18 protein-coding genes are annotated in these 18192 nt (G+C 46.6%); 5 read left to right on the forward strand and 13 right to left on the reverse strand.

Annotation, left to right across the window (positions count from 1 at the left end; translation table 11 throughout):
* Positions 1-20 precede the first annotated feature (20 nt).
* The 7 genes from ACP26N_RS03300 to ACP26N_RS03330 form a co-directional block, all read right to left on the reverse strand.
* On the reverse strand, positions 21-947 hold the full coding sequence (locus ACP26N_RS03300; RefSeq protein WP_426354783.1) for a diguanylate cyclase domain-containing protein: 927 nt from the start codon (positions 945-947) through the stop codon (positions 21-23).
* Positions 938-1813, reverse strand: a complete 876-nt coding sequence (locus tag ACP26N_RS03305; protein ID WP_426354784.1) for a hypothetical protein — start codon at positions 1811-1813, stop codon at positions 938-940. The genes ACP26N_RS03300 and ACP26N_RS03305 overlap by 10 nt, the downstream gene beginning before the upstream one ends.
* 136 nt (positions 1814-1949) lie before the next feature.
* Positions 1950-3851 carry an ABC-F family ATP-binding cassette domain-containing protein gene (locus tag ACP26N_RS03310; protein WP_426354785.1) on the reverse strand — a complete coding sequence of 634 codons (1902 nt, stop codon included), beginning with the start codon at positions 3849-3851 and terminating at the stop codon, positions 1950-1952.
* Position 3852: 1 nt separating this feature from the next.
* The gene (locus tag ACP26N_RS03315) at positions 3853-4551 is read right to left on the reverse strand and encodes a 1-acylglycerol-3-phosphate O-acyltransferase (RefSeq protein WP_131504205.1); all 699 of its coding nucleotides are present in this window, start codon (positions 4549-4551) and stop codon (positions 3853-3855) included.
* A 76-nt stretch (positions 4552-4627) separates the two neighbouring features.
* Positions 4628-4885, reverse strand: coding sequence for a hypothetical protein (locus tag ACP26N_RS03320; RefSeq protein WP_131504204.1), 258 nt, complete (start codon positions 4883-4885; stop codon positions 4628-4630).
* A 43-nt stretch (positions 4886-4928) separates the two neighbouring features.
* Positions 4929-5234, reverse strand: a complete 306-nt coding sequence (locus tag ACP26N_RS03325; RefSeq protein WP_131504203.1) for a hypothetical protein — start codon at positions 5232-5234, stop codon at positions 4929-4931.
* Positions 5235-5357: 123 nt separating this feature from the next.
* A complete protein-coding gene (locus ACP26N_RS03330; RefSeq protein WP_012369521.1) occupies positions 5358-5525 on the reverse strand; it encodes a hypothetical protein in 168 nt (55 codons plus the stop codon).
* A 223-nt stretch (positions 5526-5748) separates the two neighbouring features.
* Here ACP26N_RS03330 and ACP26N_RS03335 point away from each other — a divergent pair, with 223 nt between their 5' ends.
* From ACP26N_RS03335 to map, 5 genes are all read left to right on the forward strand, one after another.
* Positions 5749-6603, forward strand: coding sequence for a S1-like domain-containing RNA-binding protein (locus ACP26N_RS03335; RefSeq protein ID WP_114596826.1), 855 nt, complete (start codon positions 5749-5751; stop codon positions 6601-6603).
* Between the two features lie 338 nt (positions 6604-6941).
* Positions 6942-8540, forward strand: a complete 1599-nt coding sequence (locus ACP26N_RS03340; protein ID WP_131504202.1) for a DEAD/DEAH box helicase — start codon at positions 6942-6944, stop codon at positions 8538-8540.
* A 95-nt stretch (positions 8541-8635) separates the two neighbouring features.
* Positions 8636-8902, forward strand: a complete 267-nt coding sequence (locus ACP26N_RS03345; RefSeq protein WP_131504201.1) for a hypothetical protein — start codon at positions 8636-8638, stop codon at positions 8900-8902.
* A gap of 73 nt (positions 8903-8975) precedes the next feature.
* Positions 8976-10166: an EAL-associated domain-containing protein gene (locus tag ACP26N_RS03350; protein WP_131504200.1), complete on the forward strand. Its 1191-nt coding sequence runs from the start codon at positions 8976-8978 to the stop codon at positions 10164-10166.
* 14 nt (positions 10167-10180) lie between these two features.
* The gene (gene map / locus ACP26N_RS03355; protein ID WP_188005415.1) at positions 10181-10927 is read left to right on the forward strand and encodes a type I methionyl aminopeptidase; all 747 of its coding nucleotides are present in this window, start codon (positions 10181-10183) and stop codon (positions 10925-10927) included.
* A gap of 79 nt (positions 10928-11006) precedes the next feature.
* On the opposite strand, the gene menC is transcribed toward map, so the two are convergent.
* From menC to ACP26N_RS03385, 6 genes are all read right to left on the reverse strand, one after another.
* The gene (gene menC, locus ACP26N_RS03360; RefSeq protein ID WP_131504198.1) at positions 11007-12086 is read right to left on the reverse strand and encodes an o-succinylbenzoate synthase; all 1080 of its coding nucleotides are present in this window, start codon (positions 12084-12086) and stop codon (positions 11007-11009) included.
* Entirely contained in the window at positions 12083-13456 is a 1374-nt protein-coding gene (gene menE / locus ACP26N_RS03365; RefSeq protein WP_131504197.1) for an o-succinylbenzoate--CoA ligase, read from the reverse strand. The genes menC and menE overlap by 4 nt, the downstream gene beginning before the upstream one ends.
* Positions 13457-13529: 73 nt before the next feature.
* Positions 13530-14354 (reverse strand): 1,4-dihydroxy-2-naphthoyl-CoA synthase, encoded by an 825-nt coding sequence (gene menB, locus ACP26N_RS03370; RefSeq protein ID WP_026829150.1) that lies wholly within the window; start codon positions 14352-14354, stop codon positions 13530-13532.
* A 14-nt stretch (positions 14355-14368) separates the two neighbouring features.
* Complete coding sequence (gene menH, locus ACP26N_RS03375) at positions 14369-15148, reverse strand: 2-succinyl-6-hydroxy-2,4-cyclohexadiene-1-carboxylate synthase (protein WP_188005187.1); 780 nt, start codon at positions 15146-15148, stop codon at positions 14369-14371.
* On the reverse strand, positions 15145-16791 hold the full coding sequence (gene menD, locus ACP26N_RS03380) for a 2-succinyl-5-enolpyruvyl-6-hydroxy-3-cyclohexene-1-carboxylic-acid synthase (protein ID WP_188005188.1): 1647 nt from the start codon (positions 16789-16791) through the stop codon (positions 15145-15147). Before menD ends, menH begins: the two co-directional genes overlap by 4 nt.
* On the reverse strand, positions 16781-18160 hold the full coding sequence (locus ACP26N_RS03385) for an isochorismate synthase (protein ID WP_131504194.1): 1380 nt from the start codon (positions 18158-18160) through the stop codon (positions 16781-16783). The genes menD and ACP26N_RS03385 overlap by 11 nt, the downstream gene beginning before the upstream one ends.
* Positions 18161-18192 lie beyond the last annotated feature (32 nt).

The following is an 18192-nucleotide window of genomic DNA, read 5'->3' on the forward strand; positions in this document are numbered from 1 at the left end:
GTTTTTTTGGACAGGTACACTCATTCAATCTCGGAACGATAAATCCCAACCCCATTTTTATCTTGATGTTTCACACGATACATTGCTAAATCGGCATGTTTGAGCCATTGTTCTAAATCAGTTTCCGGATCGTGGCGTGCGACGCCGACACTGGCAGAAACGCGTAGCAGTTCTCCGCGATAATGATAGGGTTTCGACAGCTGATTCAAAAAGACTTTACAGCGTCGTCTTAAGGAAACTTCATCCTTCGCCGAGGTCAGTAAAGCAAATTCATCCCCGCCAAGCCGGTAGACGGATTCGTCGGCGGATAATTCGGACGCAAGACGTCGTGCCACTTCTATCAAGATATAGTCTCCGGTTTCATGGCCGTACGTGTCATTAATTTGTTTGAAGCCGTCCAAGTCAATCAAAGCCAGATAATTCAAGGTAGATGTTTTTTCATTAAACATTTTTTCTAAAGAACGGCGATTGCCGATGTGCGTCAATCCATCATGATAGGCATGGTATTCGATTTGCTGTTGTCGTGCCATTCGCTCTGTCACATCATGGAGAATCAGGAAGTGACCAACGGCAGTATCGGCTATCTTGATAGGAATCAGAATCAATTCGAATTGTTGATTCGCTTCATTTTGATAATGATTTTTTTTCGTTTTCAAGGCAGTCTGAACATGTTTTAATTTATCTGTCAAATGATCAATTGTCATGGCGGGGAGACCCAAAATTCGTTGAGCAGCCCGATTCGCAAAAATGGGTTCTTGAAGCTTATTAAAACGAACGATGGGGTCAGGGTGTCCGAGGAACAATGGGATGACTTGTTGTTCACTTGCTTTAATTTGTTCTGTTCGCCGCTCAACCCGTATCGCCAACTGCTCATTCCGGGTATCTAACTGATGGACGATGGATGTATGTTGCCGTGTGATGAAAATTTGGCGGACAATCAATAACAATAAGATGACAAAGACATCCCGTTTTGTCCGTCTTCATCGAGGAAATAATGAAAGAATAACGGCAAAGATAACAACGGTAGCCAAGCGCGTTGGACGATAGATGATTTGTTAGTCCCTTCAAAGATGTGATCAATGTGCCAAAGGATGGCCGCACTTTGGGCCAAACGGATAAGAATTGGTGAGAAAATCAGATACTGCATCGTGAACGCCGGAAAGTAGACGGATGATATTTCGTAAATTCCACGAATGAAAATTGATAAAAAGAGCAGAAGCAAAGTTGTTCGTGATACCCAATGCGTGTCCTGGATAAAGAAAAAATAAAAGAAGACGAACAAACCGAGTGACGTATTGATGATGACGACAAGTGAGTATGGAAACGGATTGACTGCAGGATTAACCAGTTCATTCAGAATATGAAACGCAACAAGTGCGAAAAAAATGACCAAAATGATGGCATCCATAAAAGCCAAGAGGTGTTGACCAAAACTTTTTTTAGATGCAATCCGGTAAAAAATAGCATATAAAAACAAGTAATGGGACAACGAAAACAAGACCATGCTGTAGAGTCCGGAAAAGCTTTCAGCAGGACTGAATAAATGAATTGTTTCTAAGATCGATCCGATGACGGATAAACATAAAGAGCCAAGAGTGAGCAACCAAAAATTTCGTCTTGGAACGATCAGAAGCTGTTCTTTTTTATAGGCGACCAGGATAAAAAAAGTAATCAATACCAACGATAGGTATTGTAGGATTTGCTCAACGATAAGATTTGGAATCGATTCGTTTGCAGAAGCAATTACCATCAAGACCGTGGAAATGATCAGTAAGAGTGGAAACCATTTTATGAAATAGGGAGATTGCTGCACGAAACTGCCTCCTCACATGAATTGGTCTGTCTTTTTCTCATCATACACTGCTTTTGTCCGGTTCATGTGATTCAAAAAAATAAATCGTATCCGTCCGTCATGTTGACGAAAGGATACGATTTATAAAAAGGCAGGATTACTTTTTGTAGCTTTCGTACGCTTCCACTTTTTCGGACAGGTATGTCCAGTATTCCATCAACTGATCGACTTTTGCTTTCGCCTGTTCGATTTGTTGATAGAGATCGTTGACCTGACCTAAATCACTCCCGGAAGAAGCCAGCTTCTGTTCAAGGGATTCGGCATGAAGTTCGGCTTCTTCAATTTGAGACTCAATCGTTTTCCAGTCGAGTTGTTCTTGATAACTCAATTTCTTAGGAGTCTCGGCAGGCGGTGTCTCGACAGGTGTAGCGTCTTTGACGACAGGCGCAGTTTCGATAGTCGTAGACGGGAGTTCCCGTTGCTCCAAATAATCAGTGTATTGACCATAATAAGACACGATCTCGCCGTTTTCGAATGCCAATAACCGATTCACGACACGGTCGAGGAAATAGCGATCATGACTGACCGTGATGACCGTTCCGGGGAACGAATCGAGGTAATCTTCCAATACGGATAATGTTTCCGTATCCAAATCGTTGGTCGGCTCGTCAAGGAACAGAACATTTGGTTCATCCATCAGGATGGTCAGCAGTTTTAACCGTCGTTTTTCACCACCGGATAATTTACCGATTGGTTTATATTGTGCTTCTGGCTTAAATAAAAATTGTTCCAACATCTGACCGGCTGTGATTTCTTGACCGTCCAACGTCGTGATGACTTGGGCAATCCGTTCGACTTCTTCAATGACGCGCCGGTTAGGGTGACTGAATTCTGCGAACTGGCCGTAGAATCCGACTTTGACGGTTTCGCCATGAATAATGTCACCGCTCGTCGATTCTAGACGTTTGGCAAGGATGGATAATAAAGTGGACTTGCCGCTCCCGTTGCGGCCGACGATTCCGTATCTTTCCTTACGACCGAATAGCCAATTAAAGTCGCTGAACAACGTCCGGTCGCCAAACTGATGCTTGACATCAACAGCCTCGATGACTTTTTTGCCGAGTCGTGTTGAACCGACCTGAACTTCGAGTGATGCTTCGTCTTCTTCGTATGAAAGTTCCTGCAAGGCATCGACACGCTGGATCCGTGCTTTTTGTTTCGTTGTCCGTGCTTTCGCTCCGCGACGTAACCAGGCGAGTTCCCGGCGGAGAATATTTTGACGTTTTTCCTCCATAGAGGCAGTCCGTTCCCGGCGTTCCGCACGCTTTTCTAAGAACGATTCATAATTACCGACATAGAAGTAGGCTGTTCCATTCGCGATTTCCATCATGTGGTTCGTGACACGGTTCAAGAAGTAGCGATCATGGGTGATGAGTAAGATCGCCCCGCGGTATTCCTTGATTTGTGACTCGAGCCAAGTAATCGTCTCGGCATCGAGTTCATTGGTCGGCTCATCGAGTAGCAAGAGATCAGCTTCGTCGAGCAATGCTTCAGCCAGTCCGACACGCTTGCGTTGTCCACCTGACAACGAACCGATAGTCGCTTCAAGATTCGTGATACCGAGTTTGTTTAAAATCATTTTGAGACGGGATTCTGTATCCCAGGCATTGGCAGCATCAATTTCTGTTTGTGCACTGATGAACCGTGTCAATAACGCTTCATTGCTCGGGTCTTGTTCAAGCGCCAGGCGCGCAACCTCATAATGGCGAAGTGCATTGATAGTGGGGGTATTACCGGATAACAAGACTTGCATGACCGTTTGATCTTCCGGATAATCCGTTGACTGGGACAGCAGACGGATCCGGTAATCATTCGGATGTTGAAGCTCACCTGCGTCCGGTGTTTCTTGTCCGGCTAATATATGGAGTAACGTTGATTTTCCTGTACCGTTGACACCGATGATTCCAATCCGGTCACCGGGACTGACGGAAAACGTCACGTCTTCGAATACGATTTTATCGGCAAATTCTTTTTTTAGTTGATCGACTTTAAGTAACATGTCAGACTCCTTCTACAATTTCCTTGATTTGCTGTTCGACGAGAACGACTAATTCTTTTTGCGACATTGATTTAGGATCAATCGGTTTTAGAATCGTAACATCGACGGTCGCCGGACGAATGCGTCCGGTTTCCTCCATGACACGATAACTGCCCGAAATCGCAATCGGAACGACAAGTGCACCACTGGATGTGGCCAGTGTAAAACTCCCTGCCTTGAACTCGGCGACAGGACCGCCTTTAGAACGTGTGCCTTCCGGAAAAATAATCATCGACTGACCATCTTTAATCGTCTCGATTCCGGCCCGGATGGCCTTTAACGATTGTCGTCGATCTTTGCGGTCAATCATGACACATCCCATCAGATTCATCCAGACATTGACGATGGGAATCTTATTAACTTCGATTTTTGAGATGAACGCTTTTGGTTTATCAATTTTCCCGAGTAGAATCGGAACATCAAAATTTCCTTGGTGATTGGCGATAAAAACAACCGGTTGATCGGCCGGAATGTTTTCCTGACCGGTCATCCGGACTTTGACTCCGGCAAGACGGAGCAGTGAGTTTGCCCAGGCATGGGCAACTTTTTGTGTGTATACATATCGTGCAGCGTGTGTTCGACGTTTTGCCCCCGGGAGAAACGGTAATGTAAGGGGTAGAACCAGTCCGAAAAATATGAACCAGATGATTGTGCGTAACATAGTGGCATCAGACTCCTTTTCTGCTTTCATTATTATTGTACAAAAAAAGACCGGGTATCGCACCCAGTCTCCGTCATCATTCCCAATAACGAGGTTCCGACTCTTCTTCGGTCTCTCCAAGTTCAAACGTCAAGCGACGGGTCGTCGGATTAATCGAGAAAGAGGCGTTAGTATTATCAATCTGTTTGATTTCCATCGTTTCCTCGTCAAGGATTAATGTCAGTCGGACCTTATCTTCGTGATCGACAAGCAAGACACCGTCTTCTTTTAACCACAGGTCGATGACAGGCGAGTAACGAAGGGTCCAACCGTTGGATAAGGGAATTTCATTCATAGTGACTCAGTTCCTCCTAGTAATACGAAGTTAAAGCGGTTCTTTATTTATCATGCTGTTCTGTCGCTGATAATGCAAGTGGTGGAATGGATTCCCGTTGCTCGTAAGATAATTGATACGATTGTTCCCGCTTTTTCATCCGTTCATACTGCTTTTTGACTCGACGGTGTTGCACATATTCATGATAAGACTGGTGAGATGTCCGAATGAGTTGTCTGAAAGAAGAGAGCGATAAGCAGATGGCAAGTGTGAAAACGAATACACCGATTGAATCTGTATAATAGCCGGTCGTATAGCTCAAATATGTACTGATGAGACCCGTAAACGTCGTGAAAAGGTAAAACCACATGACATGCCCTCCTTGTTTAGATGATATACATCTTTAAAGGAATTCGTGGTAAAACCAGGATTTCCTGTATCACCCTGTGAAACTTCGGGAAAAATAAAAAAATCCACACGCTTAGTGTAGATTTTATGGAGTATCGATATGTTGGAGTGCAGGTGTCTTTGGAGACAGATCTGTACTGTTCGAACCTTCTGCAAAGACGATTCCGATCGTTGCGAGGAACGCAAAAAAAGCAAATACCAATGTTTTTGTGAAGCGTCTTGCGAAAGAACGCGATTGAATGTTATGAAACATGTTTTTCCCCCATATTTAACTAAACTAAACCTTCTTTTTCCTATTGTTTTATCATATCTCTTTTTTTCAAAAAAATCACTCAAATCAGAACCGTTCACAAAAATGTCATATTTGTTCACTTTTGCTTCATGTCAGAGAGGGGAGGAAAAAGAGTATAGTATGATAGGTGATACGCAGAAACCGGGAAAAAATGATGGAAACGACAGAAGGGAGATGACCACTCATGGCATTACGCGCAGGACAGGTTGTCACATTAAAAGTAGAACGAGAAGCAGAGTTTGGTGTTTTCTTAAGCAACGGGGAAGAGGACATCTTACTTCATAATAATGAACAAACGAAAAAACTGGAACTTGATGAAGAAGTAGAGGTCTTTCTTTATCAGGACAATGAAGGACGACTCGCCTCTTCGATGACGATTCCAGAAGCGTCATTTGAAGATTACGTCAAAACGACGATCAACGGCACGCGTTACAATACAGGTGTATTCGCCAATATCGGAATTCAAAAAGACGTGTTAGTATCACTCGATGATTTGCCACAGCGCCGGACATTCTGGCCGGAAGAAGGAGATCAGCTTTATATCCGCCTGAAGCATGACCAGAAACTTCGTTTACTCGGAGATCCCGCTCCGTATGCTTATTTCAACTTACAGGCAAAACCGGCACCGGAAGAGTGGAATAACATGGACGTTGAAGGGCTTGTTTTTGCTCAACGGGACCCTGGTGTAAACGTCTGGGTCAATGAACAGACGATTGGTTTTCTCCATGAACAAGAGATGGAACGCTGGCCGCGACTTGGAGAAGTTATGAAATTACGGGTGACAAATGTGAAGCCAGATGGTACAGTATTACTTTCAGCAAGACCACGTGCTCACGAGGCAATCGACATCGATGCGGATTTAATCATGAATCATCTGCTTGAACATGACGGTCAGATGGCGTATGGTGATAAGACACCTCCTGAGACGATTGATGAGGTATTTGGCCTAAGTAAGGCTGCCTTCAAACGTGCTTTAGGTCGATTGTTGAAAGACAAAAAAATAGAAAAACATGAAACGGGTATTCGGTTAACGAAATAAGTTGACCAACTTAAGCCTACGTTTCGAATAAATAGTTAGGAATTCATCATTTTGGTGGTTGCGGCTGGTACTTACCGGCGACCATTTCCAAATAAAACCCCATCACTAGTGGGGGCAAGCGGCGCGAATTCGAGCGTTGTACGGTCCGGGCATCATGCCTTTCCCTCGCCCTTATGGCAACGATTATGATGGTGACTTCCCTAAACATTATTATACGCAGAAATAGCCCCTATCTTTAAGGAAGAGGTTCTGCTATAATAGGTAGTCGATTGTATTCGTTACGGTAGCGTCTGTTTAGTGGCAGACGCTTTTCATATGACAAAGGAGAGTATTTAGCATTGACAACATTTCGTGAATTAAATCTTAGTGAGGCACTTATCAAAGGTGTCCTAAAAATGGGCTTTGAAGAAGCAACTCCAATCCAAGCAGAAACAATTCCAGTCGGTCTTAGCGGCGTTGACTTAATCGGTCAAGCGCAAACAGGAACAGGGAAAACAGCTGCATTCGGTATTCCAACAATCGAGCGTCTTGACGCAAAATCGCGCCATATCCAAGCATTAATCCTTGCACCAACTCGTGAACTTGCGATTCAAGTCGCAGAAGAACTAAACCGCATTGGTGAAGTAAAACGCGTTCATGCCTTGCCAGTATACGGTGGTCAGCAAATCGACCGTCAGATTCGTGCGCTTCGTAAGAACCCACAAATCGTCGTCGCGACACCTGGTCGTCTAATGGACCACATGAACCGTAAAACATTAAACCTCGACCACGTCCAAACAGTTATCTTGGATGAGGCAGATGAAATGTTGAACATGGGCTTCGTGGAAGATATCGAAAAAATCTTGGGTACACTTCCGCCGACTCGTCAAACACTTTTATTCTCTGCGACAATGCCGCCACAGATTCGTAAAATCGCAGATCGTTTCATGACGACTCCGACTCACATCAAAGTAAAAGCAAAAGAAATGACTGTCGAAAACATCGACCAATCATTCATCGAATTAAAAGAAAACCAAAAATTCGATGTGCTTTGCCGCTTGATTGATACGGATTCTCCGGAACTCTCAATCATCTTCGGTCGTACGAAAAAACGTGTTGATGAGATGACAGAAGGACTTGTCCAACGTGGATACACGGCTGACGGTTTACACGGTGACTTAACACAAGCAAAACGTGACCAAGTTATCCGTCGTTTCAAAAAAGGAACAATCGATATCCTTGTAGCTACAGACGTAGCGGCACGTGGTCTTGATATTACAGGCGTTACACACGTTTATAACTTTGATGTCCCGCAAGATCCAGAAAGCTATGTTCACCGTATCGGCCGTACTGGTCGTGCTGGTAAAACAGGATCAGCGATTACTTTTGTTACACCACGTGAATTCGGTCAGATCAAAACGATCGAACGTGTTACAAACAAAAAAATGTCGCGTCGTCATGCACCGACACTTGATGAAATCCTAGAAGGTAACTTGAAACTTGCTGCACAAGAATTAATCAAACGTGTAGAAGCGAAAAATGCTCAAGAGTATACAACACTCGCTCAGGAACTTCTTGAAGAGTACGAAGCAGTTGAATTGATTTCAGCAGCACTTAAAGGATTAACGAAAGAGCCGGATGCAACGCCAGTTCAAATTTCGTCAATCGAACCAATCCGTGTGAAACGTTTTGGTAGCAACGGTGGCGGCGGTAACCGTCGTCCTTACGGTAACAAAGGTGGATCAGGTTCTGGTTCTTCTTCTAACCGTAGCAGTGGCGGATACCGTGGCAGTAACCCACGTGGTGGGGAGCGCCGTGAAGGCGGTCGTCCTTCTGAAGGAAACCGTAGCAGCAGCACATCTTCTTCTTCAGATCGTCGTGAAGGTGGATACGCTGGTCGTAACCGCAGTGAAAGTGATCGTAACCGTGGCGGACGTAAACCACGTTTTGAAAAGTAAGAAGTTTGAACCGATTTGTCACAGACAAGTCGGTTCTTTTTTATGAAATCTCGTGCTAAAATGAGCAATGAACGATATAGAGAGGGCGGAATCTTGTGTATATTACCTACGCTTTGGCATTCATTTGTCTGATAGTGCTAGTCGTCGCAACGAAACGAATTAGTGAACAGACGACAAAAGGGCACTTCCGTTATATTCCTTTGGCGACTTTGTTATTTGGCGGAATTATCTTTCTTGTCTTGGCGATTGGCAAGGGCGGGGCGACCGGCATTCAATACGGAGTCCTCAGCATCATTTATCTTACAGCGACATTTGGTGTTTATCTGTACATCGCAATCAGAAAAGATACGACCTTATTTTAAAGACAGGACCTCTCTGATTACAGAGGGGTTCTTTTTTTGATAAGATGGAACAAGAGAAAAGGGGGGCAGAAGAATGGATGCCTTAGATGTCATTGTTCATCCCGAACAAATTGAAGCTTGGTTTCAGCCGATTGTCGGAGCGGCGCCTTTTAAAGTGGAAGGGTATGAAATTCAATCCCATTTCCGGGGAGAACCATTAAAACCGTTTTTTCAAGAAGACGATGTACCGATTGAGTATCAACTCGAAGTGATGAGTCATGTCATTCGACATGCGTTTCAAAAAGTACCGACGGATGCGCATTCGTTTGTTTTAATCCGCTGCCGACCGGCCTGGCTGTTTGAGAACGGAGGGGAAGATTTTTTAAGCATCTTGCGTGATGCACAAATCGATTTTCCGGAAGACCGGTTATATGTCACATTAACGGATGTGCAAGTCGATGATTTTGATCGACTCGGCCGGATCGTCGCCTATTATCAAAACTCCGGTTTGAAGGTCGCATTAGACCGGGCAGAAGCGACCAGTCTGGAACGAGTCTTTTCGATGTCGCCGGATATGTTGATTGTCGATTTGGCATCGATGATTGAGAAAAAGACTGTGTCGGCCAGTTATCCGCATTTACTGCAGACGATGGAACATCTCTGTGATCAACTCGGCGCGCCGTTGTTGTACAAAAATATCAGCCATCTTGGTCAGTTGCGTTATGCCTGGCAGCACGGCGGACGATACTATATGGGAAATTTACTCGGTGAAACAACACCGGACTGGGTAACGACATGTCCGGGAATGGAGATTCTTCTTCACGAGGTCCCGATGTTTTATAAATATGACCGGGAACAGATGAACCGGCTGTTTCAGCTGGAGCAGGATTGGACGATTCGTTTTAACGAATATTGCCAGTCGATCAAAGCAGAGGAAGACCTCGACAGTTGGCTGTTGATGCTTGCGAAAAAGATGGAACCGGAGTTTATCCGCTTTTATATCACGGACGCGAACGGCTTCCAGCAGTCATCGAATATCAGTAAAAAAAGTGGGGACTGGAAACGGTATTCGTTTTACCAAGGGTACAATTGGAGTTTCCGGCCGTACTTCATCCGAACGACGGTCGCAATGGAACGACGGCATACCGGTTACTTATCCGACCGTTACGTCGACTTCAGTTCAGGTGAACAGACACGGACCTTCAGTATGCCGCTGAATAATGGGATGTTCTTATTTGCTGATATTTCAGCAGACTATTTATATCAAGAACGATTGAGTGAATGAGGAGGAAATGAATGATGTTGGATTATGATTACGATGCACTACGTGAAATTGGACGGATTGTCGCGATCGCCCGCGATGAGATGGCAAATGCCGTCAAACCAGGGATTACGACAAAGGAACTGGACGAGATCGGGGCACGTATCCTGAAAGAACAAGGAGCGGAATCCGCACCGATCGTCATGTATGATTTTCCGGGAGCAACTTGCATCAGTGTGAACGAAGTGGCAGCACACGGTATTCCGGGTGCGTATGTCATTCAAGAGGGAGATATCGTGAATGTCGACGTTTCCGCTGTGAAAAACGGTTACTACTCCGACACGGGCAAAACCGTCATCGCAGGACAAGCCCGTCGTCCGGAAGATGTCCGCTTAGTTGAAGTCTCGTTGTCTGCCCTTGAAAAAGGATTAGAGAAAGTGAAAGCCGGGACAAAGGTGAATCAAATCGGCAAAGCGATTTATGCCGAGACACGCAAGAGCGGATTTACCGTCATCCGGAACTTGGCGGGTCACGGGTTAGGGAAGACGTTGCACGGCGAACCGGAGTCGATTTCGAACTACTTCAGCCGTGAGGAAAACGACTTGTTAAAAGAAGGGCAAGTCATTGCCGTTGAAACGTTCATCTCAACAGGCGACGAATTTTGTATGGAAGACGAGAAGGACGGTTGGACATTATACACACCAAATAAAAGTTTGGTTTCTCAATTTGAACATAGCGTCATCGTCTTAAAAGACGGGTATGAAATCTTAACAAAAGTCGATTGAGTCAGGAATCGTCAATCGATTACACCAAACAGGAGTATCAAGTCCCTCGATTCGAGCGGGATGTGATACTCCTGTTTGTTTAGAGCATTTTTGTTGAGACGGCTAATCGTTCAAGGCGTTCGCGGGAAACCGGATGTTCCGCATACCGGATCGAGCCGTTTTCGACGATGTAGTCCTGTTCTAGCAAATCTTCAATGAAGTATTGATCGGTTCCGGACATATCAATCGGATAAGCAAGTCCCGGTAAAGTGGCGAATGCCAACGTTTGGCGTCGGCCAATCCCGCTCTCAAACATGCCGCCTAGCCAGTACGATGGCGCCATGCTTCGGACATCGAGCGCTGCTGTCAAACCGCCGAGACGAGCCGGTTTGATGTTGATGATTTGACCTGCCTGCAGTGTCCGCATCAGCAAGGCATCCTGCGTCGTCTGAATAGATTCATCGAGACAAAGCGGTGTCTTGAGTAACGAGACAGCCTGCTGATGACTTAACCAGTCATCAGCAGGAAACAGCTGTTCCATCATCAGCAAAGAGAACGTATCCCACTCTTGAAGGAGTGGTAAATCCGACAAATCAAAACTTCCGTTGGCATCAAACATCAACGGAGCATCCGGAAAAGTCTTTCGAACCTGTTTAAGAATAGCTGTATCCGTTGGAGCCAGTTTCAATTTAATCCGCTCGAATCCATCAGTCAATGCCTGACCTACAGCTTCAATTGTCTGATCGGCAGAGGAACGTCCGAGTGCTTTTCCACACGGAATTGCCAGCGTCGCATCACCACCCAAATAGGTCGCAAGGGAGATATGTTCCGCTTGTGCAAACAGTTCATGAACGGCCCCGTCAAACATCGCTTTTGCCATCTGATTTCCTTTGATCGGCTGAAAGCGTGCAGGGACGTCAGCGGGTGACGATAAAGGTTGTGCCGCAAGCAAACGGTAAAGGAGCGGTGACAGGGCACGAAGTGAGTCTTGTGTTTCTGCCGTATACCAAGGTGTCTCAAAAGCGACACCTTCTCCGTAGCCGATTCGACCTTCTTGATCGGTCAACCGGAGAATCGTTGTCTGTCGTTTCGACAACGTGGAGATGGCGGTCTGCATCGGCTGACGAAACGTCAAATCCACATCAAATAGTTCCGCGCTGCGAAGGGTGATTGCCGTCATAGTGACTCCTTCAGCTGACGCCGAATCAGTTTACCGTTGGCGTTACGCGGTAATGTATCACGGTAAAAATAAGTGACGGGACATTTGTATTTTGCCAGTAAACGTTCCATTTCTTCGCGGATACCGGTCTCTGGCATCGTACTGACGATGAAAGCGACCGGTACTTGCCCCCAGATCGGGTCAAATCGTCCGACGACACCGGCTTCCGTAATACCTGAAATCGATAATAGGGCAGCTTCGACTTCGGCCGGATAAACATTTTCACCACCGGAAATGATCAAATCACTTCTACGATCCAATACATACAAGTAACCATCGGCATCGATTCGTCCGAGATCTCCTGTCTTCAAATAGCCATCCGCTGTAAAGGCGGCTGCAGTCGCCTCTGGATTAGCAAAATAACCGTTCATGACAGTCGGGCCTTTGACTTCAATTTCCTGGTAACGATTGATGCGGATTTCCGTCGGAGCAATGGCTTTACCGGCAGAACCAATCTTTCGAATCGCTTCTTCCGGCAGGAGTGTCGCGACTTGGGAAGCAGTCTCGGTCATTCCGTACGTTTGCATGACGGGAATATCACGGTCTAACGCGCGGGTCAGAATCGGTAAAGGTACGGGACCGCCACCGGTCAGGACGACACGCAAATCAAACCGGCGCAGTCCGGCTTCAAGCAAACGATCTAACATGACTGAGACGAGAGAAATGTGTGTAATGTGTTCTGTCTTGATCCATGTAATGGTCTTATTCGGTGAAAAATGAGGTTCAAGGATAAGTGGAACACCATAGATGACGGAACGGTAGACGACAGCTAAACCGCTCATATGAAACAACGGTGTGACGACAAGGAAACGGTCATCCGGATAGGAGCCGGTATGACGGGCCGCATTCATGGCGCTCGAAAAGTGATTGAGCATCGTTTGTTCGACCGCTTTTGGCCGTCCGGTCGTTCCGCTCGTAAATAACATCGACTGGATATAATGTTTCGGCATATGACGCACGAGAACATCGGGCGCCGGATCGACTACTTGAAACGGGAGCCGTTTGACCGGTGCATCAATCGGTCGGTCTGAGATGACGAACCGGACATCAGCTTGTTTAAGTTGCATCTGCACTTCCGTTTGACTCAAGCGGATGTTGATTGGAACGATCGTCAATTCAAGCAACTGGGCGGCGTGAACGGCGATGATATAACTGCTGCTGGAAGGACCGTATAACGCGATACGATCACCACGGGAAAGCAGGGGAGCCCAGGAACTTGCCAGTTCATGTGCTTTTGTGTAGAGCGCGGACCAGGTCAAACGTTCGCTGTCCGTGATGAGAGCAAGATCATCCGGTTGTTCTTTAGCACGTGTGTAAATCCAAGGGTACACGGATTACCACTTCCTTTCTGGATGATGATAAGAAAAAGGTTCAAACGTCTTTCGACATTGAACCTTTTTTGTATTATGGGAATCGTGGAAACTGTCCAAAGTCAGGATCACGTTTTTCTTTAAACGCATCGCGTCCTTCTTTTGCTTCGTCTGTCGTGTAATACAGTAATGTTGCATCACCCGCAAGTTGTTGGATACCTGCAAGACCGTCTGAATCGGCATTAAATGCAGCTTTTAAGAAACGAAGTGCTGTTGGTGAGTGCTGAAGGATTTCAGAACACCATTGGATTGTTTCTTGCTCCAGATCAGCCAGTGGAACGACCGTATTGACGAGGCCCATGTCAAGTGCTTGTTGGGCATCGTATTGACGGCAGAGGTACCAGATTTCACGTGCTTTTTTATGACCAACGACGCGAGCGAGGTAACCAGAACCATATCCAGCATCGAATGATCCGACTTTAGGACCCGTTTGACCGAATTTCGCATTGTCAGCTGCAATCGTTAAGTCACAGACAAGGTGAAGAACATGTCCGCCACCAATTGCATATCCTGCAACCATTGCGATGACCGGTTTCGGAATAACACGGATCAGGCGTTGTAAATCAAGAACGTTCAAGCGTGGAATTTCATCCTCACCGACATATCCACCATGCCCGCGGACTTTTTGGTCGCCGCCTGAGCAGAAAGCAAGATCGCCTTCACCAGTCAAGACGATGACACCGACGTTTTGATCGTCACGTGCACGTGAAAAAGCGTCAATCAGTTCGTGGACGGTCTTCGGACGAAAAGCGTTGCGGACTTCGGGACGGTTGATCGTAATTTTAGCGATCCCATTCCATTTTTCATACTTGATGTCTTCGTAGCTACGGGCAGATGCCCATTCTGGAACGTATCTCATTTCAATTCCCCCATTTAATTAATTAAGAGTAGTTTCTCTACTATTGTAACAAACTTTTCCGGTTGGTCGATATGTGGGGCGTGTGATGCACCGTCAATTAAATGAATTTTTTCGGGTAAAGCAGCTTCGATAGCAATTTTTTTAAATTTACTGTCCTCGGTCCCGACAATCCAGTCAATTGAAGAAGGGTCGAGTAAGTGCCAGACCGGAGCCATATTGCCTGTTCCTTGAGCGATCAAAGAAGCGGCCAGTCCTTCCGGTGATTGTGCCAGTCGTCCACGGCGGATCGACTCCCGTATTTCAACCGGTAAATGACGTTGACTTGCAAAAAGCCGGAGCGACTCCCAGTAATCGATGAAAGCTGTCAGACCATCCGTCAATAAACGATCGGCGAGACGGCGATCGGCTTGACGACGTAACCGTCGTTCATGTGCCGAGCGGATGCCTGGTGTCGTACTGATGGCAATCGTCTGTTTCACCTGTTTCGATGTCGCAGCAAGCAGAAGGGCGATTCGACCGCCCATGGAATAGCCTAACACCGACCAGTCTTCGTCACGGGTCGCAAGTAAGGTCTGCAAATCCTTTACCTGTTCCGTCAGGCGCATCCGTTGGTAAGGAGCAGCAGCTGTCCGACCATGTCCGAGCAAATCAATCCGATAGACGGTATAGTCTGATTGCAACCGGCTTTCGAGCAGATCCCATGTGGCACTGCTCCCGGTAAAACCGTGTAATAGCAACAAAGGCGGACCGCTTCCTGTCATCTCGACATGGTATTCCTGATGCCGCAGTTTCATCGGAATGCGTCCTGCAATGCCTGATTCGTCTGTTCCCAAATCAAGCGGTGGAGACGAACGTTTTCCGGACGATCGGTGACGATTTCCAAGACACGTGTCGCAGTCGCTTGTTGCTGCAACGTCGACTTGAGCTGCGTAATCGATGAAATCCGTTCATATTCTACCCCGTAGCCGGCAGCCAAGTGGCTGAAATCAACGTCTTGTGCCGTTCCAAAAAGGGGTTCAAACAAAGCAGGATCAAGATTTTGTTGCGGTAGAAAACTAAAGATACCGCCGCCGGTGTTATTCACTAAAAGTATCGTGATCGGGACAGATCGTGCCATCATCAATCCGTTGATGTCATGTAAGAACGCAAGATCACCGACCAGGAGGTAACGATTGTCGGCTTCATATGTTGCGCCGAGGGCACTTGAAAGAATCCCGTCAATGCCATTGGCTCCTCGATTGGCGAGGATACGCAGCGGCGTACGCGTCGGTAAAAACGTATCGAGGTCGCGGATCGGCATACTGTTCGAAACAAATAGACTGCCTTCCGTTAAATCATTTAATGCCCGGACGACGTTGTATTCCGTCAGCTGGTCTGCATCCAAAGAAGAAAAGACAGTCTGGACGATGTGCTCTGCCCGTTGAAGGGTCTTGAGATAAGATACATCATGCGTTATGACGGGGACAGTCTTCATTTGGCTCGGATGACCACTTAAAAAGTGGGCCTGCAACTGGGGATCACGCCAATTTCCGGGATGCCCGACAACTGTCGTTGGAATACCTTTTGACCAAAGAAGATATGGTTTTGATGTCGGCATCGCACCGAATCGTAAAATATGATCCGGTCGGATATCATCGTGAATCGCTGTTTCTTTTAACCAGGTATCGTAATAGCTGAAAACCGTATCGTTAGAAGAACGGCGGCCTTGACTCAATGGATCGGCTAAAACCGGAATCCGCGCACGGTCGGCATAGTCAAGGATGATTTGTGTATCCGCAAGAGAAAGTTGAGGTCCGATGACAATCAAAAGACGCGGAATTGATAAAATTTCAATCCATTTTTGTGTATGTTTTTCTACTGCCGGTTGATGCGGTTGTCCGACCGGCTGACCCGTTTGCAGTAAATCCAGTTCTGGAATCAATGGTTCCCGAAGTGGAATATTGATATGGACCGGACCAGCAGGCTCTGCCAGGGCGAGAAGAACGGCGCGTTCCGCTACGTGCTGTACGTACGGAAGAGCAGTATCTTCCGGCAGCGGCAGGTCAAAGGCATGCCGTACCTGCTTCCCGTATAGACCGACTTGATCAATCGCTTGGGGGGCACCGACTCCACGTAATTCATGGGGGCGATCCGCCGTCAATACGATTAACGGCAACTCGAAGATGTTTGCTTCCGTCACGGCAGAATAATAATTCGTGGCTGCCGTTCCGCTCGTACAAATCAAAGCGACCGGACGCAATGTATCTTCCGCACGTGTTAAACCAAGGGCAAAAAAACTAGCCGACCGTTCGTCAACGAGGACGTGGGTACGGCTAAAAGGGTGAAGAAAAGCAGCGATGGCAAGGGGGGTCGAACGAGATCCGGGACTGATGACAAAATCCCGGACTCCGCCTTTCACTAAATTATCGATTAATGCATGCATCCATTTAGTCAACATAAATATCATCCTTTTCTATCGTACAAAGATGCGACAGGGCCTGTAACATCGGTGATAGTTTTGTATCGGTTTCTTCCAGTTCACTTTGGAGAACAGATCCTTCGACAATCCCGCAACCCGCATAAAGAACAGCCGAGCGGTCGGTGAACAGACCGGAGCGGATGGCGACGATGAATTCACCATTTTCCTGTCCGTCCATCCAACCGACGGGAGAACCGTACCAGCCACGTTCGAACGTTTCGATTTCGCGGATCGCAGCGACGGCCGCCTCCTTGGGTTCTCCACCCAGTGCAGGTGTAGGGTGAAGCTTCTCGATCAGCTGAAACAGACTGACTTCAGGTGAAAGTGTTGCATTGATCGGCGTATAGAGATGCTGGATATGGCGATTCTTCAGCAACATCGGTTCATCCGGTTTGGTGATCGCTGTCGAGAGTCCTTGAAGTGTATTTTCAATCGAGTCGACGACAATCGCGTGTTCGACACGGTTTTTATCATCCTGTAACAATGACTGTCCCAGTGCGGCATCTGTCGTCTCAATCGCGTGTCGAGGAGCGGATCCGGCAACGGCGGCTGTTTTGAGCTCAAGACCGGATTTTAAAATCAATCGTTCCGGCGTCGCACCAAGGAAAGCTTCATCTGTCGTCGGTTGAAAGAAGAAGATATAACTGCCCGGCTGCGAAGACTCGAGTTCTTCGACGAGTCCTGCCAAATCAATTGGCTGATCGAGCTCATAGACGACCTCACGGGCTAAGACGATTTTTTTAAGTGACGTTTTTAAGAGTTGTGCCGCTTGATGAAACGAGGCTTCAAAAGCATCATTTCCGTCACGCGTCAGACGAATCCGTGTCACGAATGGAGTGGACTTCGGTGTATGCAATTCTGCATATTCTACTGCCAACTGGTTGAGAATCTTTTCTGCGTTAGATTGCGGTTCAACGAACGCAAAAACCGTTACCGTCGTTCGTCCATCCTGTTCCAAGTAAAGATACTTGGGAATGGTCATCGACGCTTCTCCAAAAGAAGACCAACGATATTCAGTATGCTTGAGTTCAGAAAAAGAAAAGCCGCAAAAGGCAAATAAATCGGTGCCGACATGATCCCGATTCAAATTTGACCACATGGACTGCATCCGTAAGAAACGATCGTGTCCTGCCGTCTTTAGTTGTTGCGTAATGCCAAAACCAATGGCACGCATGGACCGATCAGGTGTCGTAAAATAAAAGCGTTCTTCTGTTCCGAATGACAGTGCGCTGACATCCTGCGTCTCGACATTCCACGAATACGCGGCGATAATAGACCGTTGATATGCATTTGCATGACCAACAGCACGTTCAATACATTGTTTAAGCTCATGTTGAGCGTAAGCCATACCGCTCATTGCCCCCTAGTCTAAAGATACTG

The sequence above is a fragment of the Exiguobacterium sp. R-39 genome, from assembly GCF_049942815.1.
Classification (GTDB): Bacteria; Bacillota; Bacilli; order Exiguobacteriales; family Exiguobacteriaceae; genus Exiguobacterium_A.